The 20,458-nt window shown below is 63.1% G+C and carries 21 protein-coding genes; 7 read left to right on the forward strand and 14 right to left on the reverse strand.

The window, feature by feature from the left end; all coding sequences use genetic code 11:
• Window positions 1-11 precede the first annotated feature (11 nt).
• Window positions 12-497 carry a sigma D regulator gene (gene rsd / locus N6L25_RS01980; protein ID WP_271977353.1) on the forward strand — a complete coding sequence of 162 codons (486 nt, stop codon included), beginning with the start codon at window positions 12-14 and terminating at the stop codon, window positions 495-497.
• Between the two features lie 90 nt (window positions 498-587).
• On the opposite strand, the gene N6L25_RS01985 is transcribed toward rsd, so the two are convergent.
• The 3 genes from N6L25_RS01985 to N6L25_RS01995 form a co-directional block, all read right to left on the reverse strand.
• Window positions 588-1,295 (reverse strand): FKBP-type peptidyl-prolyl cis-trans isomerase, encoded by a 708-nt coding sequence (locus N6L25_RS01985; RefSeq protein ID WP_271977354.1) that lies wholly within the window; start codon window positions 1,293-1,295, stop codon window positions 588-590.
• A 171-nt stretch (window positions 1,296-1,466) separates the two neighbouring features.
• Entirely contained in the window at window positions 1,467-1,826 is a 360-nt protein-coding gene (locus tag N6L25_RS01990; RefSeq protein WP_271977355.1) for a DUF4124 domain-containing protein, read from the reverse strand.
• Entirely contained in the window at window positions 1,814-2,356 is a 543-nt protein-coding gene (locus tag N6L25_RS01995) for a TIGR02444 family protein (protein ID WP_271977356.1), read from the reverse strand. The genes N6L25_RS01990 and N6L25_RS01995 overlap by 13 nt, the downstream gene beginning before the upstream one ends.
• A 110-nt stretch (window positions 2,357-2,466) precedes the next feature.
• Here N6L25_RS01995 and N6L25_RS02000 point away from each other — a divergent pair, with 110 nt between their 5' ends.
• Window positions 2,467-4,404 (forward strand): ATP-binding cassette domain-containing protein, encoded by a 1,938-nt coding sequence (locus N6L25_RS02000; protein WP_271977357.1) that lies wholly within the window; start codon window positions 2,467-2,469, stop codon window positions 4,402-4,404.
• Window positions 4,405-4,416: 12 nt separating this feature from the next.
• On the opposite strand, the gene ppx is transcribed toward N6L25_RS02000, so the two are convergent.
• Window positions 4,417-5,925: an exopolyphosphatase gene (gene ppx, locus N6L25_RS02005; RefSeq protein WP_271977358.1), complete on the reverse strand. Its 1,509-nt coding sequence runs from the start codon at window positions 5,923-5,925 to the stop codon at window positions 4,417-4,419.
• A 367-nt stretch (window positions 5,926-6,292) separates the two neighbouring features.
• Here ppx and trxA point away from each other — a divergent pair, with 367 nt between their 5' ends.
• A complete protein-coding gene (gene trxA, locus N6L25_RS02010; protein ID WP_091812847.1) occupies window positions 6,293-6,619 on the forward strand; it encodes a thioredoxin TrxA in 327 nt (108 codons plus the stop codon).
• 73 nt (window positions 6,620-6,692) lie between these two features.
• A complete protein-coding gene (gene mobA, locus N6L25_RS02015; RefSeq protein WP_271977359.1) occupies window positions 6,693-7,268 on the forward strand; it encodes a molybdenum cofactor guanylyltransferase MobA in 576 nt (191 codons plus the stop codon).
• A 4-nt stretch (window positions 7,269-7,272) separates the two neighbouring features.
• Here the strand turns inward: mobA and moaE are convergent, their stop codons facing one another.
• The 4 genes from moaE to moaB are packed head-to-tail and all read right to left on the reverse strand — an operon-like array spanning window position 7,273 to window position 9,788.
• The gene (moaE, locus tag N6L25_RS02020) at window positions 7,273-7,731 is read right to left on the reverse strand and encodes a molybdopterin synthase catalytic subunit MoaE (RefSeq protein WP_271977360.1); all 459 of its coding nucleotides are present in this window, start codon (window positions 7,729-7,731) and stop codon (window positions 7,273-7,275) included.
• A gap of 1 nt (window position 7,732) precedes the next feature.
• A complete protein-coding gene (gene moaD / locus N6L25_RS02025; RefSeq protein WP_271977361.1) occupies window positions 7,733-7,999 on the reverse strand; it encodes a molybdopterin converting factor subunit 1 in 267 nt (88 codons plus the stop codon).
• 2 nt (window positions 8,000-8,001) lie between these two features.
• Window positions 8,002-9,216, reverse strand: a complete 1,215-nt coding sequence (locus N6L25_RS02030) for a molybdopterin molybdotransferase MoeA (RefSeq protein WP_271977362.1) — start codon at window positions 9,214-9,216, stop codon at window positions 8,002-8,004.
• Complete coding sequence (gene moaB / locus N6L25_RS02035) at window positions 9,216-9,788, reverse strand: molybdenum cofactor biosynthesis protein B (RefSeq protein ID WP_271977363.1); 573 nt, start codon at window positions 9,786-9,788, stop codon at window positions 9,216-9,218. Before moaB ends, N6L25_RS02030 begins: the two co-directional genes overlap by 1 nt.
• Window positions 9,789-10,266: 478 nt before the next feature.
• Here moaB and rho point away from each other — a divergent pair, with 478 nt between their 5' ends.
• From rho to N6L25_RS02050, 3 genes are all read left to right on the forward strand, one after another.
• Window positions 10,267-11,529, forward strand: coding sequence for a transcription termination factor Rho (gene rho / locus N6L25_RS02040; RefSeq protein WP_271977364.1), 1,263 nt, complete (start codon window positions 10,267-10,269; stop codon window positions 11,527-11,529).
• A gap of 263 nt (window positions 11,530-11,792) precedes the next feature.
• Window positions 11,793-13,286 (forward strand): 4-hydroxy-3-polyprenylbenzoate decarboxylase, encoded by a 1,494-nt coding sequence (ubiD, locus tag N6L25_RS02045; protein ID WP_271977365.1) that lies wholly within the window; start codon window positions 11,793-11,795, stop codon window positions 13,284-13,286.
• A gap of 1 nt (window position 13,287) precedes the next feature.
• Entirely contained in the window at window positions 13,288-14,289 is a 1,002-nt protein-coding gene (locus N6L25_RS02050; RefSeq protein ID WP_271977366.1) for a 2Fe-2S iron-sulfur cluster-binding protein, read from the forward strand.
• A 15-nt stretch (window positions 14,290-14,304) separates the two neighbouring features.
• Here N6L25_RS02050 and N6L25_RS02055 read toward each other — a convergent pair whose 3' ends face one another.
• The 6 genes from N6L25_RS02055 to N6L25_RS02080 form a co-directional block, all read right to left on the reverse strand.
• Window positions 14,305-15,543, reverse strand: a complete 1,239-nt coding sequence (locus tag N6L25_RS02055) for a heme biosynthesis protein HemY (RefSeq protein ID WP_271977367.1) — start codon at window positions 15,541-15,543, stop codon at window positions 14,305-14,307.
• Entirely contained in the window at window positions 15,540-16,634 is a 1,095-nt protein-coding gene (locus tag N6L25_RS02060) for a uroporphyrinogen-III C-methyltransferase (RefSeq protein WP_271977368.1), read from the reverse strand. The genes N6L25_RS02055 and N6L25_RS02060 overlap by 4 nt, the downstream gene beginning before the upstream one ends.
• 45 nt (window positions 16,635-16,679) lie before the next feature.
• Window positions 16,680-17,492 (reverse strand): uroporphyrinogen-III synthase, encoded by an 813-nt coding sequence (locus tag N6L25_RS02065; RefSeq protein WP_271977369.1) that lies wholly within the window; start codon window positions 17,490-17,492, stop codon window positions 16,680-16,682.
• Window positions 17,473-18,414 carry a hydroxymethylbilane synthase gene (gene hemC, locus N6L25_RS02070; RefSeq protein WP_271977370.1) on the reverse strand — a complete coding sequence of 314 codons (942 nt, stop codon included), beginning with the start codon at window positions 18,412-18,414 and terminating at the stop codon, window positions 17,473-17,475. The genes N6L25_RS02065 and hemC overlap by 20 nt, the downstream gene beginning before the upstream one ends.
• 105 nt (window positions 18,415-18,519) lie before the next feature.
• Window positions 18,520-19,281: a LytR/AlgR family response regulator transcription factor gene (locus N6L25_RS02075; RefSeq protein WP_271977371.1), complete on the reverse strand. Its 762-nt coding sequence runs from the start codon at window positions 19,279-19,281 to the stop codon at window positions 18,520-18,522.
• Window positions 19,278-20,375 (reverse strand): sensor histidine kinase, encoded by a 1,098-nt coding sequence (locus N6L25_RS02080; RefSeq protein WP_271977372.1) that lies wholly within the window; start codon window positions 20,373-20,375, stop codon window positions 19,278-19,280. The genes N6L25_RS02075 and N6L25_RS02080 overlap by 4 nt, the downstream gene beginning before the upstream one ends.
• Between the last annotated feature and the right edge of the window lie 83 nt (window positions 20,376-20,458).

The following is a 20,458-nucleotide window of genomic DNA, read 5'->3' on the forward strand; positions in this document are numbered from 1 at the left end:
CGGGAGGCATCATGTTAGAGAATTGCCGCAGTGCCAAGGAGCGTTGGGGTGGGGTTAGCGATCTGATTGATCGCTGGCTGAAGGAGCGACAGGAACTGATCGTTCACTTTTGCGAACTCTCCGGCACGGATAGCCAGACCAGCGAAAACGGGCTGGTGGATAAGTTCGTTCGTTTGTGCGAGATCCTGGTGGATTACGTGTCCGCCGGCCACTTCGAAGTCTACGAGCAGCTGATCCGCGAGGCCAAGGAGTTCAACGATGGCGGTCTGGAACTGGCGGCCAAGGTTTATCCCCGGTTAGCGCAAACCACCGAGGTGGCTTTGAACTTCAATGACCGCCTGGATGGCAACAAGCTCACCAGTGATGATCTTCGAGAGCTGTTTCAGGAGCTGTCACGGCTGGGTGAGACCCTCGAAAGCCGGTTCGAAATGGAAGATTTCCTGATCGAACAGTTGCACAACGTTCATGCAGAGAAGGTCTTGTCGTCCTCGGTCTAGGCGGCGGACGACCTCCGCTCCCAAGGTCTCGGAGCGGTTTTGGCATCCGGCGCCTGGACGAGCGCGCCGGAGTTGCTTGCAGGCCGGAGCTTACTCCGGATTGATGGCCAGCAATTCAACGTCAAAGATCAGGGTCTCGTTCGGACCGATGCTGCGGCTGCCGCCTGGGCCGTAGGCCAGGTCAGACGGGATGTACAGCTTGTAGCGACTGCCTTCCGGCATCAGCTGCAGGCCTTCGGTCCAGCCCGGAATCACCTGGCTGAGGCCGAAAGTGACCGGCTCGCCGCGTTGGCGGGAGCTGTCGAAAACATCACCTGAAATCAACTCGCCAGTGTAGTGCACCTGCACCTGATCCTCGGCACTGGGTTTGTCGCCGGAACCTTCCTCCAGAACTTCGTATTGCAGTCCGGATTCGGTGGTCATGACCCCGTCACGCTGGCGGTTTTCGGCGAGGAAGGTTTCGCCGGCCGTCTTGTTCTCTTCCGCCAACTGTTCCATCTGGGCAACTTGCTCTTCCTGCATCTGCTGCTGGTAAGCCATCAGGGCTTCCTGGATTTCTTCACGGCTCATGCGGTTAACGGTCTCGTCGCCGCCGTGGCCATGTTCGATGCCCTGCAGGAACTGCGCCATCTGGAGGTCGGGGAGATCATTGCGCATGCGCTCGCCCAGCACCAGGCCCATGCCGTAGCTCACTTTTTCGCTGTTGGAATCCAGCGCGGGCTCTGGGGTGGTCTGAGTGGTGGCGCTGCAGCCGCCGAGCACACCGGCCGCCGCCAGGGCGATTAATGTCTTCTTCATGGAATCATCCTTTCTTGTCTTGAATCGATTGTTGTCTTGAATCAATGAGTTCGTGACAGCAAAGGTAACCGGTTCGAGGTCTAGATGCCACTGAACTTGCGTTAAGAAAACGACCGAAGGGGCCTTGAGCTGTTCTAGTAGGCTGCGACGAGCGGGTACAGGCAATAGGGATTAGCTATCGTTGCGGGGGGTTAAAGAAAAAGGGGCGCGGTAGGGCTCCTGCCAATTGCTGTTGCCGGCGTTGTCCTGTTGGCCAAAGAGTTGCTGCTCCGGCTCGATGGCCAGGGCGTTCCACTGGCCTTGTTCTGGCGGCCGGTCGGCGTAGTGCCAGCCGCCGTCGCTGTCCTGCCATTTGAAAATGATTTCCGGGCCGGCTTGGGGGGTTGGTGGCGGCACCAGGCCTTCGAACGCGGGGATGCGTTGCGGCGATTCTGCGGTTTCGGGGACCGCGTCGGGATCGTTGATGCCGAAGGTGATCAGCAGCAGCAACAGGGCGAGGGCGGGAAAAGCCAGGCGGATCAACCAGCGCATGGAGTTGTCCCGTCGACGCTGTGCGCTGTTGAATGGAGCGACAAATGTTGAATCAGGGCTGTCATCAGTTCTCTGGTGTCCGCGTCGATGTCATGTTGGGGTGCTGCAGCCCGCAGGTTTGACCAGATCACGGCATCCGCAGCCGCTGCATCTGCCGCTTCGCTGGCCTCCGGCAATGCGCCGTAGGCGAGGGCAAGTTCAACCCGCTCGGCTTCCAGTTCGGCCATGGCCACCCGGCTGCGCAGGCGAGAGACGGTGGCATCGTTGCGGGGCAAATGTTGCCGCAGGGCACGCAGTGGCTGGGTGATCCGCTGTCGCCACTGGTTAACCGGTGCCGGTTCCTGGCTGTACATCCTGCCTCGGCTGGCGAGCCAGCAGGCGCAGAGAATTCGGGTGACGCTCCACCCCCGTTGCTGCAGTGCCAGGCACAAGGCTTCAATGGTCGAGTCGGACCACAGCGCTAGCGCGTACTGCCACAACGGATTGTCGAGCTCGGGTGGTACTGTTGCATTGGCCGGATCGGCATCCATGGCAACCTCAAGCGGTCATTCTTGCATAGCGATCAGGGGGGACGTGTATCCGGGTAGCCACGGATAGCTGACGATAACCGATGGCGCTGAATCCCTGATAGAATGCCCGCATGCTTACGATAACAGATCTCAGTTTACAACGGGGTGGTGTGTGGTTGCTAGAGCGCGCCACCATCAGCGTTCAGAGTGGCGAACGGGTGGCGATCGTCGGAGCCAACGGTGCCGGCAAGTCCAGCCTGTTTCAGCTTCTGCTGGGCCAGCTCGCCCAGGAACAGGGCGACGTCAGTCTGCCCGGCGGCTGTCGGATTGCCCATATGGCCCAGGAGCTGGAGGCGTCGAGCCGCAGCGCCAGGGATTTCGTACTCGATGGTGATCGGGTGCTACGCCGGCTGGAAGCCGAGCTTCGGCAGGCGGAGGCCGACGGCGATGATCATGCCCAGGCGCGGCTGCACGGAGAGCTGGATCTGCACGAGGCCTGGGCTGCGCCCCGTCGAGCGGAGGCGCTGATCCGGGGGTTGGGGTTTGCCGACAGCGACGTCGATCGACCGGTTTCGGCCTTCAGTGGCGGCTGGCGGATTCGCCTGAACCTGGCCCAGGCGTTGATGTGCCCGTCGGACTTGTTGCTGTTGGACGAGCCCACCAACCACCTGGATCTGGATGCCTGCCTGTGGCTGGAAGGCTGGTTGCGCAAGTATCCGGGTACCCTGTTGTTCATCTCCCACGACCGTGACTTCATGGACCGGGTTGCCAGCCATGTGGTGCACTTCGACCGGCAAAAGCTGGAGCAGTACACCGGCAACTATTCGGCCTTTGAGCGTCAGCGCAGTGAGCGGCTGGCCCAGCAACAGGCCGGCTACGAACGCCAGCAGGCCCGTATTGCCGAGATTCAGCGCTTTATCGATCGTTTCAAGGCGAAGGCAACCAAGGCCCGGCAGGCCCAGAGTCGGGTCAAGGCGCTGGAGCGGATGGAACAGATCGCCCCGGCCCATGTGGATTCGCCGTTCACGTTTGAGTTTCCGGCGGCCGAGAAAGTCTCCAGTCCATTGTTGTCGATTCGTCACGGGGTGGCCGGCCATGGTGGTCGTGAGGTGCTTTCCGGGCTCACCCTGAGCCTGCTGCCAGGCAGCCGAATTGGTCTGCTGGGCCCCAATGGCGCCGGTAAGTCGACGCTGATCGACGCCCTGCGCGGCGAGGCTAGGCTACTGGGCGGGGAACGTACCGCCGGTGAGAATCTGGCGGTGGGCTACTTCGCCCAGCACCAGCTCGAGGCGCTGGATCTGGACGCGAGCCCGTTCCTGCATCTGCAGCGTTTGTCCCCCAGGGCGTCGGAGCAGAGCATCCGCAATTTCCTGGGCGGTTTCGACTTCCACGGTGACGAGGCACTGTCGCCGATTCGCGCCTTCTCCGGCGGCGAAAAGGCGCGGGTGGCGCTGGCGACCATTGCCTGGCAACGACCCAACCTGCTGTTGCTGGATGAGCCCACCAACCACCTGGACCTGGAAATGCGTCAGGCCTTGACCATGGCCTTGCAGAACTTTGACGGCGCCATTGTGGTGGTTTCCCACGATCGCCACCTGCTACGCAACACGGTGGACGAGTTCTGGCTGGTTCATGAGGGCCGGGTTCAGCCCTACGACGGCGATCTCGACGATTACGAGCGCTGGCTTGCGGAGCGGCGCAAGGACGAGGCGCCTCGTCCCGCCGGAACGGGTGTGGCTAGTGAGCCTGCAGCGGCAAATGCGATCGGCGGTTTGAGTGCGGATGAACGCAAGGCCCGAAAGCGGGCCGAAGCGGCGTTGCGCCAGCAGCTAAGCCCGTTCCGAAAGCGCCAGACCGCCCTGGAGCGTGACATGGAGACCATCCAGCAGGCGCTGACGGAGCTGGAGCAGGCCTTGGCCGAACCGGATCTGTACGAGGTCGCCAGCAAGGATCGGTTGAAGTCGTTACTGGCCAGCCAGGCTGAGCACAGAAGCCAGCTGGAGGCGGTGGAGATGGAGTGGCTGGAGGTCAGTGAAACCGTCGAATCGATGGCGGCCAACCTGGGCTAGGCTCTTGCGGGGCTAACGGATAATCAGCTCCAGCTCCTGTCTGGCGAGGTAGTCACGCTCATTTTTCAGGTCTGCCAGCGTCAGCGGTCGCTCCTCTAGCCAGCCCTTGGGGAAGGTGAGTGTCAGCCGGTTCGGCTCGGCCGCAAGGCGAAACTCCGGTGGTGGCTCCTGGTTATGGGAATGCTGCACCAATACCGCCAGCCGGATCAGCGCACACAGGTTGCGCAACCGCAGGTAGTCTTCCGGGTCGGTGCCGTCGAACACCGTGCTGGAAAACTTGCGCCGATGTCCGCGGACCAGGGTGGCCAGGTCGTGCTGAAGCTGTTGACTGAAGCCGGGCAGGTCGGAGTACTGCAGCAGGTAAGCACCGTGCTTGTGGTACTGGCTGTGGGAAATGGTCAGACCGATTTCGTGCAGACGACAGGCCCAGCGCAGCACATCCTCGTCCGTGGGGGTGTTGATGTTCCAGTCGCTAGCCACCTGCTGCCAGGCGGCGATGGCGGTTTCCTCCACCGCCCGACCGTGGTCCTGGTCGAGGCGGTAGCGCTCTTGCAACGCCTGGATGGTCCTTTCCCGCACATCTTCATGGCGAATGCGGCCGACAATGTCGTACAGCAAACCTTCCCGCAGTGCGCCGTCGGCGTAGCTCATTTCTTCGATACCCAGGGATTCGAAGGCCGCCATCAGAATGGCGAAGCCGGCAGGGAAGATGCTGTGACGTTCGACGCGCACGCCCATTTCCGAGAGTCGGTCGATGTGGCCCAAGTTCACCAGTCGCTTGCGCAATTCCTTCATGGCCGGGTAGGTCAGGGTGCCGTCGGTGATCTTCAGCGCGGCCAGGGCGTTGGCGATGGCCTTGATGGAGCCGGATGAGCCAACGGCACTGCGCCAGCCCAGCCTGCGATAGCGATGGCGAATGTGCAGCAGTTCCTGGGCCGCATGGGTGACGGCCCGGTCCATCTGACGACGGCTGATTTGGCCATCCCGAAAATAGCGATTGCGGAACGACACGCAGCCCATGTGCAGGCTTTCCAGCTCCCGGGCTTCAAAGCGCTCGCCGATGATGAATTCGGTGCTGCCGCCACCGATGTCGATGACCAGGCGGCGGCCGGCGTCGTCCGCCAGGGTATGGGAGACGCCCAGGTAAATCAGGCGAGCCTCTTCCCGGCCGGCGATCACCTCCACCGGGAAGCCGAGGACTTGCTCGGCTCGCTGCAGGAACTCACCGGCGTTGCGGGCAACGCGCAGGGCGTTGGTACCGACAATCTGGACGCCAGCGGACGGCATACCGCTCAGCCGCTGGGCGAATCGACTCAGGCATGCCAGGGCTCGTTGCTGGGCTTCTTCGGTCAGTCGGTTGCGGTCGTCCAGGCCGGCACCGAGCTGAACCTTCTCACCCATCTTTTCCAGGGTGCGAATCTCGCCGTGGACCAGGCGGGCAACCACCATGTGAAAGCTGTTCGAGCCCAGGTCAATTGCCGCAAGCAGTTCGGGCGGGGTGGCGGTGTCTGGTTCCGTCACGTGTCTTGAAATCCTCTTGCCAGGCCATATATTGACTTGAGCGTACACATATCGGCTTGGGCTTACAGAGCCCCGGCCGGCGGTCCTTTGCGCTAACTATAAGCGAAATATCGGTGGGCTGTCAGTAAGGGCGGTGCGGCAAGGCGGCCCAAACAGCGCTGGATCAACGTCGCGAGAGATCCCGGGTCGGTGAGCGGCAGCCAGGAAGCTCTTCACATTCGGCGGATCAATCGCGTAAAGTAACGCGTAACGAGAATGGGCGGTGACCGGCCATGGCCGGTATGCTGTCAACCCAGTCAACGCACATGGCGGACAATGTGATGGTTTCATTGTGTTGTCGCGAGTGTGCCGGAATCAGGAAAAGGCAATGAGCGGAAATATCGTAAACGTAACCGATGCGTCATTTGAGCAGGACGTACTGCAGGCAGATACTCCGGTACTGGTGGACTACTGGGCCGAGTGGTGTGGTCCCTGCAAAATGATTGCGCCGGTACTGGAAGAAATTGCCGAAGAGTACGAGGGCAAGCTGAAGGTGTGCAAGCTCAATATCGACGAGAACGAGCAGACTCCGCCCAAGTTCAACATCCGTGGTATTCCGACCCTGATGCTGTTCAAGAACGGCAACGTGGACGCCACCAAGGTTGGCGCACTGTCCAAATCCCAGCTGGCTGCGTTCCTCGATAGCAACCTCTGATTGGAACCGCCCGAAGTCAAAAGCCGCCCTTGACCCAGGTCACCGGCGGCTTTTTTGTGATCCGGAGTAGCACATGTCGATTGCGGGGTTGATGTTGGCCGGTGGCGAGGCCCACCGCATGGGCGGGCTCGACAAGGGGCGTCAGCTCTGGCGTGGCCGGCCGATGGCAGCCTGGGTGGTGGACGCCCTGGCTGCGGTGGTGCCGGCGGTGGTGATCAGTACCGGGCGCTCCGAAGCGTTCTACCGGACCCTGGCGCCGCAGTTAGTGGCGGACCCGGCGGAGTTTGTCGGTCAAGGGCCGCTGGCTGGGCTGCTGGCGGGGTTGCGGGCGGCCGACGCCAAGGGTCTGGAGGCGGTATTGGTGTGCCCGTGCGATACCCCGGCGGTTTCGGCAGCGCTGTTCCAGGCGCTGCTGGCGGCCTATCAGGCTGAGCCCGGGCGGCCGGTGATTGCCTGCTGCAAGGGGCGCAGTCACCCGCTACATGGGGTTTACCCGGTGGCGCTGCAGCGGGCGCTGGAGCGGCAGCTGAGGGCCGGTGACCGGCGGGTGATGGGTTTTGCGAAAGTCGCCGCCGCCAGGGCGGTGGACTGCGATGCCTTCGCCGAGGCGCTGGTTAATCGTAACCGGCTGGAAAATTTGGGCGACTGACCCGCTAGGGGGTGTCGTCTTGCCACTGCTGCGCCTGTTCCAGGTCGCTGTCCTTCTGCTCCACCCAGTGGTCCCCGTCTGCCGCCAGTTCCTTTTTCCAGAACGGCGCGGTGGTTTTCAGCGCGTCCATGATGAATTGGCAGGCGGCGAAGGCGTCGCCCCGATGGGCGCTGCTGACGCCGACGAACACGATCTGGTCGCCCAGGGCCAGTTCGCCCACCCGATGGATCACCCGCACCGCCTGCACGTCCCAGCGTTGTGAGGCTTGCCGGATCAAATCTTCGATGACCCGTTCGGTCATGCCCGGATAATGCTCCAGAAACAACCCGCTGACCTGGCTCTGGTCGCCGAAGTCCCGCACCAGTCCGGTGAAGGTGGCGACGGCGCCGGTGGTCGGGCCGGCGGCGCGCAGCGCCTGGTACTGTGCGGCGTGGTCGAAGTCATTGGTCTGGATAATAACCATCTCAGCCTCCGGTTACCGGCGGGAAGAACGCAACTTCGTCGCCATCGGCCAGGGTTGTGCTGGTCTTGGCCATTGCCTGGTTGACCGCCACCAGCAGCGGCCGGTCACTGTCCAGCTCCTGCCAGGGGCCGCCGCGCCTGGACAGGGTGGCGAGGACATCGCTGACCCGGCTCTGCTCGGCAATGGCGAGCTGTTCCGTATCGATGCCCAGATGTTCCCGCAGGCGGGCAAAATATTTCACGGTCACGGTGGAAGCGTGGTTGGTCATGGTCAGTCCAGCAGCTCGGCGAACGAATAATAGACAATGGTATCACCTGTCGATATCGCGGTGTGCTCCGGGATCACCGCCAGGCCGTCCGCCCAGCAAGCCGAGCTGAGCATGCCGGAACTCTGGTTGGGGTAGGCGGCTATTCGGGTGAGGCCATCGCGGTGTTCCAGGCGGGCCCGCACGTATTCCCGGCGGATCGACGGCCGCGGCGAGTCGAACCCTGCCGGTAGTGGCTGGCCATTGAGCGGGCGGCGGTGGCGGCCCTGACAGCGCTGGATGTAGGGCAGGGCCACCATCAGCCCGGTGACCAGCACTGCGGCCGGATTGCCGGGCAGCCCGAGCAGTGGCGTGTTGTTGAACTGCCCGAACGCCAGCGGCTTGCCGGGTTTGATGGCCAGGCGCCAGAGCGTTAACTCGCCCTGTTGCTCCAGCACCGCGCGGACATGATCCTCCTCGCCCACCGAGACGCCACCGCTGGTGATGATCAGATCCGCGTCTCGCGCCGCTTGTGTCAGTGCCTGCTCGGTTTGCAGTCGGCTGTCAGCGACCCGCTGGCACAGCACTACGTCACAGCCGGCTTCGGCCAGCAGGCCCAGCAGGGTGAAGCGGTTGGAATTGTAGATCTGGCCGGCGGCCAGCGGCTGGCCCGGCTCCACCAGCTCGTCGCCGGTGGTCAGCACCGCCACCCGCAGGCGTCGGATCACCGGCACCTGGGCCATGCCCAGGGAGCCGATCAGGCCCAGTTCCTGGGGGCGAAGCCGGGTGCCACGGGCCAGGGCGGTGTCGCCCCGGCGCAGGTCCTGGCCGCGGCGGCGGATATTCTGGCCCGCACTGGGTTTGGCAGTGGTGGACACGGTGCCGTCTTCCAGCATCGCCTGTTCCTGCATGATGACCGCGTCCGCCCCCGCCGGCACTTCCGAGCCGGTAAAAATGCGCGCCGCAGTGCCCGTCGCCAGGGCCTCCGGCGCCTGGCCGGCGGCAATGCGTGTGCGCACCGGCAGTGGCTGACCCGCTGCCAGATCGGCCAGCCGCACCGCATAGCCGTCCACCGCGCTGTTGTCGGCAGGCGGGACGTCGGCGGGGACGCGGATGTCTTGTGCCAGTACCCGATGCAGCGCTTGCTGCAGGGAAATGGTTTCGGTGTCGGTCAGCGGCTTGGCCTGATTCAGCAGCAGCGCGATCGCCTCATCCACCGGGGTTAGACTGGTGTCGGCCATCAGCGCTCCGCCACCTTGCCAATGGTCTGGTTGAGCCGGTGCACCGGCCGTTCCGGTTTGCGTCGCACCAGGCCGCTGAAGTTGCAGGGCTTGTGGCTGCTGGTCAATTGCTCCCGCAGGATGCCTTCCCAGCCGGTCTGGCAGGCACCGGTTGAGCCCGGCAGGCAGAAGATGACGGTGTGATTGGCCAGCCCGCCGAACGCCCGCGACTGGATGGTGGAACTGCCGATGTCGCTCTGGGACAAGCGTCGGAACTCTTCGCCGAAGCCGTCGATGGTCTTGTCCAGCAGCGGGGTGACCGCCTCTGGCGTGCTGTCCCGCTCGTGGAAACCGGTGCCGCCGGTGATGATGATCGCGTGGATATCGGGCGCGGCTATCCAGTCGGAAATCAGCGCCCGCACCAGGTAGACATCGTCGGGTAGAATGCGACGCGCGATCAGCCGGTGGCCAGCCGCCAGAATCTGTTCCTGTAGGTAGTGGCCGGAGCTGTCTTCGGCCTCGCCGCGACTGTCGGAAACGGTCAGCAGGGCAATGTTAAGAGGAGTTGTCTCGGGCTGGGTGGTGCTGGTCATCCGGTGTTGTGCTCCAAAGGTTGTATGGCTCGGGCAGGAGATGGCCTTGTCGTGGCGGCTCTGTTAGCTTAAGCTCTCAGTATCCCGATCACGGGGCGGGATTGGAAGGGCTGGTATTGCCCCGGGTTGTTGCTATAATGATCAGCACTTTGATGTCGCCAGTACTTGACATTGTCCGATGACCTGGTGAAATATCAATCTGTCTGACCGGCTGATAACTCTTGTTCACGAGTTAACGACTCTTGTTCGAAGGTTGAAGACTCTTGATCGAGAGTTGATGACTCTTAATCGAGGGTTGATGACTCTTGATCGAGGGTTGATGACTCTTAATCGAGGGTTGATGACTCTCTCAGCCTCTGGCCCTAGCTCCTTATTCTTGATTTCGTGGCCCCAGAACATGGCCCGGTCGGCCAGTGTGTATTCCCCTGTCCTATCTAACTAACCCTGATTATTCCCATTCTTGAATGTCTAACAACTTATGAATCTTACTGAACTCAAGCAGAAGTCCGTGCCCGAACTGCTCGATATCGCGCAGGAAATGGGGCTCGATAACCTCGCCCGTTCCCGCAAGCAGGACGTCATTTTCTCGATTCTCAAGAAGCACGCCAAAAGCGGTGAAGACATCTACGGCGACGGTGTGCTGGAAATCCTGCAGGACGGTTTCGGCTTTCTGCGTTCGGCGGATGCGTCCTACCTGGCTGGCCCGGATGATATATACGTGTCGCCGAGCCAGATTCGTCGTTTCAATCTCCGTACTGGCGATACCATTGCCGGTAAGATTCGTCCCCCGAAAGATGGCGAGCGTTACTTTGCCCTGCTGAAGGTCAATGAGATCAACTTTGACAAGCCGGAGAACGCCCGCAACAAAATTCTGTTTGAAAACCTGACGCCGCTGTTCCCCGAAGAGCGGTTGGCGCTGGAAGCCGGTAATGGCAGTACCGAGGATCTGTCCTCGCGGGTACTGGACCTGGTGGCGCCCATCGGCAAGGGCCAGCGTGGCCTGATCGTATCACCGCCCAAGGCCGGTAAGACGCTGCTGATGCAGAACATCGCCCAGTCCATCACCCGTAACAATCCGGAATGCCATGTGATGGTGCTGCTGATCGATGAGCGGCCGGAGGAAGTGACCGAGATGCAGCGCACCGTGCGCGGCGAGGTGATCGCGTCCACCTTCGATGAGCCGCCGGCCCGTCACGTGCAGGTGGCCGAGATGGTGATCGAGAAAGCCAAGCGTCTGGTTGAGCACAAAAAGGACGTGGTGATCCTGCTGGATTCCATCACCCGTCTGGCCCGTGCCTACAACACGGTGATCCCGTCCTCCGGCAAGGTGCTGACCGGTGGTGTCGACGCCCATGCGCTGGAGAAACCCAAGCGCTTTTTCGGCGCGGCCCGTAATGTGGAAGAGGGCGGCAGTCTGACCATCCTCGCCACGGCTCTGGTGGACACCGGTTCGAAGATGGACGAGGTGATCTACGAAGAATTCAAGGGCACCGGCAACATGGAGGTCCATCTGGATCGCCGCATCGCCGAAAAACGGGTTTACCCGGCCATCAACATCCGTCGCTCCGGCACCCGTCGCGAGGATCTGCTGATGGCGGAAGCCGATATCCAGCGGGTGTGGATTCTGCGCAAACTGCTGCACTCCATGGACGACGACACCGGCGCGTTGGAATTCCTGCTCGACAAGCTGCGGGAAACCAAGACCAACGACGAATTCTTCCTGTCGATGAAGCGTCGGTAACGGCACGCTCTTGGCCAGCCCGGTCGGCTCGCGAGCGCCGGGGCTGGCACCGTCGGGGACACTTCACCGGACACGCTGTGAATACTCCAGGTAGGCGCTCAGTTGCCATCTCTGGCCACGGCAGGTCCGGGAAAGGTGTCCCCGGCGGTACCTCCTGACTTTGTGCAGGCCCGCATGAGGGCCGCTCCGCAACTCGTTCTTCGCCACTATCCGAACATCTTGCTTTCGGATTCAACAGGACAGGTAAAAGGCGTTCACTTCGTATGAAATACCGCGATCTGCGTGATTTTATCGAGCAACTCGAACAGCAGGGTGAGCTGAAACGAATTCCTGTGGAAGTCGACCCCTACCTCGAGATGACGGAAATCTGTGACCGCACCCTGCGTGCCGGTGGTCCTGCGCTGCTGTTTGAAAACCCCAAGGGACACACCATGCCGGTGCTGGCTAACCTGTTTGGCACGCCGAAACGTGTCGCCATGGGCATGGGGCAGGACAACGTCGAGGCGCTGCGGGAGATCGGCAAGTTGCTGGCGTTTCTCAAGGAGCCAGATCCCCCCAAGGGGTTCAAGGACGCCCTCGAAAAATTGCCGGTGTTTCGCCAGGTCATGCGAATGAGCCCGAAAGTGCTGCGCTCGGCGCCCTGTCAGGCAGTGGTGGTCGAGAAGGACGAGGTCGACCTGTACCAGATTCCCATCCAGCACTGTTGGCCTGGCGACGCCGCTCCGCTGGTGACCTGGCCGCTGGTGATCACCCGCGGGCCCCATAAGGAGCGCCAGAACCTGGGCATCTATCGCCAGCAGCTGATCGGTCGCAACCGGTTGATCATGCGCTGGCTGAGTCACCGTGGTGGGGCGCTGGATTTCCAGGAATGGCAGCAAGCCCATCCGGGCGAACCGTTCCCGGTCGCGGTAGCGCTCGGGGCCGATCCGGCCACCATCCTTGGGGCGGTGACGCCGGTTCCCGATACGCTGTCGGAATACGCTTTCGCCGGTCTGCTGCGTGGCAGTCGCACCGAGTTGGTGACGGCCGGCCTGAGCGAACTGCAGGTGCCGGCCAGCGCCGAGATCGTGCTGGAAGGCTTCATCTATCCGGACGATATGGCGCCGGAAGGGCCGTTTGGTGACCACACCGGTTACTACAATGAGGTGGAGCAGTTCCCGGTGTTTACCGTGGAGCGTATCACCCACCGCAAGAATCCGATCTACCACAGTACCTACACCGGACGGCCGCCGGACGAGCCGGCGATTCTCGGCGTGGCGCTCAATGAGGTGTTTGTTCCGATCCTGCAAAAGCAGTTCCCGGAAGTGGTCGACTTCTACCTGCCGCCGGAAGGGTGTTCCTATCGGCTGGCGGTGGTGACCATGAAGAAGCAATACGCTGGCCATGCCAAACGGGTGATGATGGGGGTATGGTCGTTCCTGCGGCAGTTCATGTACACCAAGTTCGTCATTGTCACTGACGATGATGTCAATGCCCGGGACTGGAACGATGTGATCTGGGCCATCACCACCCGGATGGACCCGGCACGGGACACCACCCTGGTGGAAAATACGCCCATTGATTACCTGGATTTTGCCTCGCCGGTGGCCGGGTTGGGCTCCAAGATGGGGCTCGACGCCACCAGCAAGTGGCCCGGTGAGACCGATCGCGAGTGGGGGACGCCTATTGCTATGACCGAGACGGTGCGTTCACGGGTGGATGAGCTGTGGGCACAGCTGGGTATCGACGGTGACCCGGTGTCGGAGCCTGGCGCCTGACATGGCCGACGCCCGCCGGCGGATCACCCTGCGACCCTCGGGATTGGAGTTCACGGCCTCGCCGACCCAGGATTTGCTCAGCGCGGCTGCCGAGTCTGGCATTGCGGTGCCATCCGCCTGCCGCAATGGCGTATGTGAGCTGTGTGAGGCTCGCCTCATTGCCGGGCAGGCGCGGAATACCCGCAACCAACAGATAATTATTCCGGCCACTCCCCTGATGCTGTGTCGCGCTCAGGCCGAGGGGCCACTCGAACTGGAGATCGAGGCCGTTATGGCAGCAGGACAGAATTCCCCGCAGAAGATGCAGGCCAAGGTGGTGGACGTTCGCCTTATTGGCCACGATGTGTATCGGGTCGAACTGAAGCTGCCGCGCCGGCGCGAGCTGACCTTTCATGCCGGGCAGTACCTGTCGGTGCTATTGCCAGACAGCGAGCCCAGCTATTTTTCCATTGCCAGCCGGCCCTCGGCCCAGCACATCGAGCTGCACGTGCAGGCGGCGCCGGAGTGGGCGTCGGCGCAGCGCATCATCGATACCCTGAAAACCGCGGATTCGGTCGCCGTGGAGCTGCCCCACGGTAAGGCGTGTCTGGCCGCCGCGCCGGAGAAGCCACTGCTGCTGGTGGCCGCCGGCACCGGGTTTGCCCAGATGAAAAGCATCGTCGACTACCTGCGGGAAACCCGTTTCGACCAGTCCGTCAGTCTGTACTGGGGCGTGCGTCGCCAGGACGACATGTATCTGGGGGATCTGGCGCAGCAGTGGCAGGACGACTGGGCGCCGTTTAACTTCGTGCCGGTAGTGGGGGACAGTGCCGACAATGACTGGAGCGGTCACCACGACCAATTGGTGCGGGCGGTGCTGGCTTCCGGCAGCGATTGGCGCAACGTGGAAGTCCACGCCAGTGGCTCGCCCGCCATGGTCTACACCCTGCTGGACGCGCTGGTGGCCGAGGGGCTGCCGCCGTCGGCGTTCTTCTCCGACGTACTGGAATACGCGCCCCGCTAAGGGCGCTGTGGCTTCCTAAGCCTTGGGCATGGGCAGGTCCGGCAGTCCGCTGTCCTTCACCAGTCCCTGCATCAGGAGCTTGACGCTGGTCTGCTCCTCGCCCATATGGGCATTGAGGCGGCTCAGTTCCGCCATGGTCTCGCGACTGCGACGCAGTCGCAGGCTGGTCTCGAAGTACTCCCGCGCCTTGCCCCAGAGTTCGTTGCGAAGACTCAAGCGCCCCAGCGCCAGCAGCAATTCGGCGTTATTGGGACGGTCCTGCAGCCAGCGTTCGGCCACCAGCAATTGCTCATCCGGTTTGGCTCCCTTGATGCGACCGTACAGGTTGATCAGCTCTTCGCTCCAGTGATTTCTCAGCACCTTGCGCAGTAGGGTTTCCGCCTGGGCCTCGTCGCCCAGTTCCGCCAGCAGTTGGCTGTACTCGCGAATGGTGTATTCGTCTCGCCGGACGATGCCGGGCAGCTCGTCCCAGAGCCGGGTCAGCGGCGTCAGTGAGCCGGAGCCGCTATCGGATTGTCGGCGGCACTCGGCCGCTGCCCGTTGCATGAGGTTGTGCCAGATGGTGCGCTCCAGTTCCTCCCGCTCCTCGTCAGACACCAGGCCGCGCTTGCGCAGTTCCGGTAGCAGCCGCGACAGTTCCCGCCAGTCCTCCAACCGCACGTAGGTGGTCTTCAGCAGCTTGAGCACGAACGGGTGATGGGGGGCCTGCTTGCGCAGTCGCACCAGGGTGGCCAGCGCCTGTTCCAGCCGGTTGCCGGCAAGCTGGAGCTGGGCCTGGGTGATGCCCACCGCCACGTCGGATCCTGGTGTGCTTTCGAATGCCTGCCGCAGCAGCTCATCCACATCGTCGTGGGCGCCCGATTCGAACGCAGCCTGGGCGGCCGCCAGGTAATTGATCAAAGGGGTGTCGGCGTGCCCGGCAGAGGCTTCGAGCAGTTTGCGGGCCCGTGGCCAGTTGCCTTCGGCCAACGCCAGCAGCCCCTGGGTGGTGCGACGGCGGGCCCGGCGGCTATGGCCCTGGGATAACCAGCCGGTCATGCGCCCGGTGCGGTTGCTCAGCCGCCGGATAAGGCCGAGTGTCAGCACCAGCGTTGTCACCAGCAGCGCCAGCAGGGCGAGGCCGACCCAGAAGTTGGTTTCGAGCAGCCAGTGCCCAAGGCTGATGCGAATGTAGCCCAGATCGTACTGCAGGCCCATGGCCAGCCCGGTGCCCAGCAGCAGTGCGGTCAGGGCGATCAGTAGCCAGCGAATCATGATTCGCCCCCTGCCGTGTCGTTATCGCCGTTGAGGCGTCCGGCCAGGCGCGCTTTCAGCAGTTGCAGCGACTGGCTGATGTCCGGCAGCTCCGGGTCGATGTGCCGGTCGGCCAGCCCGGTCAGTGTTGACAGCAGCGCCGCCACTCTCGGATCGGTGGCGTCGTACCATTGCTCCAGCGCCTGGCGGGCCTTCGCCAGGGCGCGCTGATACAGAATCTGGTTGCCTCGCAACACCGCCATTTCGGCCTCTTCCAGCATCAGCTGCATGTTGAGTCGGGCGTAGGCGCTTTGCTCGGGTGACAACAGCGGCCGGACCGGTTCGTCCAGGCGCCGTACGACGACCACGTTACTCAGGGTTGCCTTGACCCGCTGCCAGGCTTGCGCCAACGGGCCGGGCTGGGCCTCGTCGAGGGTGTCTGGCTGCGAGGCGGCAAAGCCCGGCGCCCGGTCGTTGATCAGGTTCTGGTCGGTGAGCTGATGGATGCCTCCGATGGCGGCCTCCAGGGTGAGGTACAGGCCGGTGCGGTCCACATCGGTGATGGCCTTGAGGGCAAGTCGCTCCTTGGCCAGCTGCTGGCGAACCGGATAAACGCCGATGTCGTCCGACTCCCGCAGTACCTTATCGGCTTCCTCCAGCGCCGCCAGCGCGCCGCGGATGTCCTTTTCAATCAGCAGGCGCTGGTTGGCGATGCGTAACAGGTACTCGGATTCGGCGAGTAGCCAGTCGGTGCGGGTGCGGTTGCCGGCGGCGAGTAGCTCGCGGGCGGTGTGGTCGAGCTGGCGTTGCTGGGTGGCCATCCGGTTCTGCTGGGAGCTGAGGTTCTGCTCCAGGGCCTGAAGGCGGTCGGCCTGTTCGCCGCTACGGTCACTGAGCCGTTGCTGCAGGCTCTGGTTGGTCGCCTGCACATGCGCCAGGGCCTGCTGCAGCATTTGTTGACGTTGCCAGTGCTGCCAGTTCCACAGGCCAAGGGCGAGGCACAGCGCCAGGGCCGCGACAATAAGCAGCCACAGCGGCCACAGTTTGGGCCGGCGGGGTGGGTTGGGCTCGATCGGTGCGGGCAATTGGCTGTTTGTATCAGTCACAGGCATCCTTACTTGCTTGTCTTGTCAAAGACCGCGGTTTCGGTGGCGTCGTTAATCCGGCTGATGGACGTCGTTGCAGGTTCCAGGCGACAGCCGCCGGGCGACTGCGGCGACGATGTGGTCATCCTGCAGGCTGTCCGGAATGCAGAGGTTGCAAAATCCGGCAGCGGCGGCGCGGTCGGCCACGCGCTGAACCGGCAGCACCAACAGTCGCTGCCTCAAAGTATGGTCGCTATTCTCACCCAGCGCGATGAAATTGTTCAATGTTTCCCCGGACAACACCACCACCGCATGGGGGTCAAAGTGCGTCAGTGATTGCGGCAGCTGGGTTTGAGCCGTGGCAGGACATCGCCGGCTGTACAGCGACAGGGCGGTGACGTCGGCGCCCCGTTGGCGCAGGGTGTCGCGGATCAGCTCCCGGCCCTGGTCGCCGCGCACCAGCAACACCTTTTGCCCGGAGGGCGATGCCAGCTGGGGCAGCGCGAGCAGGGCCTCGCTGTCGTTGCCCCACTCGGGCCAGTGTGGCCTGAGTCCGGCCTGGCCCAGGACTTGGGCGGTGCCGCTCCCGACGCCGTACCAGTGGAGGCCGACCGGAGGTTGCGGCCACCAGGTGTCCAGCTGCTCGACCAGTAGCCTGGCGGCGTAGGGGCTGACGGCGATGATGTGGTGGTATTGATCGATGTGTTGGATCAGGCTGCGTTGTGCCGCCGACTCGGGCAGTGGCAAGCGTTCCAGCAGGGGCACCACCTCGGTGGTGGCGCCTTTCGCGCGGAATCCGTCGGCCAGGCGGCTGGCCTCCGGCTCCGGTCGACAGATCAGAATACGCTGTCCGCTCAGGGGGCGGCTACTTGGGGGTATGGCCATAGATTTCCGCCAGCACACGATCGGCGCCCATGGCCAGCAGGTCTTCCGCCAGTTCCCGGCCCAGTCGTTCGCCCTCGGCGCGCGGCGCGCGACCTTCGACGCGATAGATTTCCTCACCGTTGACCGAACCCACCAGGCCGCGCAACCACAGGGTGTCGGCGTCTTCGAGTACCGCGTAGGCGGCAATGGGCACCTGGCAACCGCCTTCCAGCCGCCGGTTGAGGGCGCGTTCGGCGCGGACCCGGTCGGCGGAATCGGGATGATTCAGGAATGCCAGCAGCTCGATCAGTTCGCTGTCTTCGAGGCGACACTCGATGCCCAGTGCGCCTTGCCCAACCGCGGGCAGGGACAGCGTGTCGGGCAGGGTCGAGCGAATGCGGTCGTGGAACTCCAGGCGTTTCAAGCCCGAGCTGGCCAGAACGATGGCGTCAAACTCGCCGGCATCGAGCTTGGCCAGACGGGTGTTGACGTTGCCGCGCAGGGTACGGATCTGCAGATCCGGGCGATAGGCGCGCAGCTGTGCTTCGCGGCGCATGCTGGCGGTGCCGACAACCGCGCCCTGAGGCAGCTCGTCGAGGGTGTCGAAACGGTTGCTGACAAAGGCGTCGGTAGGATCTTCCCGCTCACAGATGGCCACCAGGCCAAGTCCTTCCGGGAAGTGCATGGGCACGTCTTTCATGGAATGGACCGCCAGGTCGGCGCGGCCATCCAGCATGGCTTCCTCCAGCTCCTTGACGAACAGCCCCTTGCCGCCGATCTTGGCCAGCGGCACGTCCAGAATCTTGTCGCCCTGGGTCTTGATGCCGAGCAATTCAACGCTGATGTGATCGTAGCGGTGTTCCAGCTCGGCCTTGATGAATTCGGCCTGCCATAGGGCCAGGGCGCTGTTGCGGGTGGCAATGCGGATGGTTCTTTGTGACATGGTAGTGTGATTTATCGACTCGCCGGGAAGTGTGTTTCCAAGGTTAACGCGTTAGTCACCAAATGTCCCGCGCTCGCGGGGCTCCATAGGTCGCAGCGGCGCGGCTCAGTCGGGCGTCGGCAGGTGTTCGTTAAGCCATTCCCGCACGTTCGCCGCGTGGCGCCGGCTCACCGGCAGGCGGTTTGCCCGGCCGGTCAGCTCCAGGAACCAGTGACCGTCATGGTCACGGGCGAGGCGGCGGATAAAGCGCACGCCCACCAGGGTATGACGGTGGATGCGTAGCAGGTGGTCCGCAAAACGGGCTTCCAGCTCCTTGAGGGTGTGGTCGGTGAGTGTCTCGCCCTGGTTGTGGTGGACGGTGACGTATTTCTGGTCGGCTTCGCAGTAATAGACCTGCTCCATCTCGATCAACTCGGTGCCGCGATGACTCTTGATCGCCAGCTGTTCGCCGCTGTTGTGCTCGCGGGCCTGCATCGCCTGTAGCTGCATCCGGTTGACCCGGCCGGCGCGGGCCAGCGCCTCGGCCAGGGCTTCTCGCCGCACCGGCTTGAGCAGGTAGGCCACCGCTTGCACCTCAAAGGCGTTGATGGCGTAGTGGTCGTAGGCGGTGCAGAAAATCACCGCGGGCGGGTTGACCAGGGCCGCCAGGCGTTCCGCCGCCTCCATGCCATCCATGCCGGGCATGCGGATGTCCAGCAGCACAACGTCCGGGTTGCCGTCGGCCACCAGGCCAAGTACCTGGTGACCATCGCTGGCTTCGCCGCACACCTGGTAGCCCGGCAGGGCCTCAACCAGCCGTCTGATCCGTTCCCGGGCCAGCGGCTCGTCGTCGGCGATCAATACCTTGTGGGGTGTGGTCGTGGTCATGCGCTCAGCGGGGTCCGTGGTCGGGGTTGCGTTGGTGCCTTTTGTTGAGGCAGCCGCAGGATCACCGTGTAGGTGTCCTGCTGGTGGCTCTGTTTGAGCACAGCGGCTTCGCCGAACAGCGCACGCAGGCGCGCCTGAATGTTGTCCAGTGCCATACGGTTTCCTTGGTGCTGACTCTGGTCTGGGCCCGGTTTGGGGTTTTGCACCAGAATATAGACCGAATCGCCGCGGCCGTAGCCTTCAATGCGTAGGGTACCACCGCTCGGGCAGGGTTGAATGCCGTGATAGATCGCATTTTCCACCAGTGGCTGGATCGTCAGTGGCGGTACCGCTTGCTGGTTGAGCTCTGGCGCTATCTGCCATTCCACCTGTAGCCGCTCGCCCAGCCGCAGGCCTTCGATCATCAGGTAGCGGCGACACAGGCTGAGCTCCTCGTCCAGGCTGATCAGCCGGTCCTGGGTACGCAGGCTGGCGCGGAACAGCTCGGACAGGTCCAGTACGGCGTCTTCGGCCTGTTCCGGGCGACTGCTGATCAGGCTGGCAATGGTGTTCATGCTGTTGAACAGGAAGTGGGGGTGAATTCGCGCCTGCAAGGCGGCCAGGCGCGCCTGCAATTCCGCCTGTCGCTGTTGTTGCCATTGGTGCTGCAGATAGAAGTAGCGCAGCACCATCAGGGTGAGGATGGCCGCGGCCAGCATCTTCTTGCCGATGGCCTGCCAGGCGGTGGCGCCGGGCTCGGAATTCAATACGTTGTCGGCGAACAGGCTGAAGGCGAACACATCTGCCAGCACCAGCAGGGTGATCAGGCTGGTGGCCCCGGCGACCGAAAACCGACTCAGCCAGCGTCGCAGCAGGCAGATGCCGGCGGCGCTGGTCAGTGCGGTCCACTGGACAAACAGCGACAGCAGACCAAAGTAATTCCAGTCGATCCACTGGGCCTGACTGCGCATCACCGCCAGTAGCAGCACCATCAGCTCGCTGGTCATCAGCAGCAGGAAAACCGCCTGTACCCGGCACAGGTCGGGCACGAAGAAATCATCCATTGCTGACGCGCCGGGGGAGCGGCCAGTCGGTTGCTTGCGTCTGGTTGGCATGGCTAGTGGGTTCCTCGGGGTCTGACAGTGCTATAATCCCCCGATTTCATCCACGTCCGCAAATGGGGGCGGCTCTGAACGAA

The organism is Marinobacter sp. SS21 (genome assembly GCF_028369065.1).
GTDB lineage: Bacteria > Pseudomonadota > Gammaproteobacteria > Pseudomonadales > Oleiphilaceae > Marinobacter.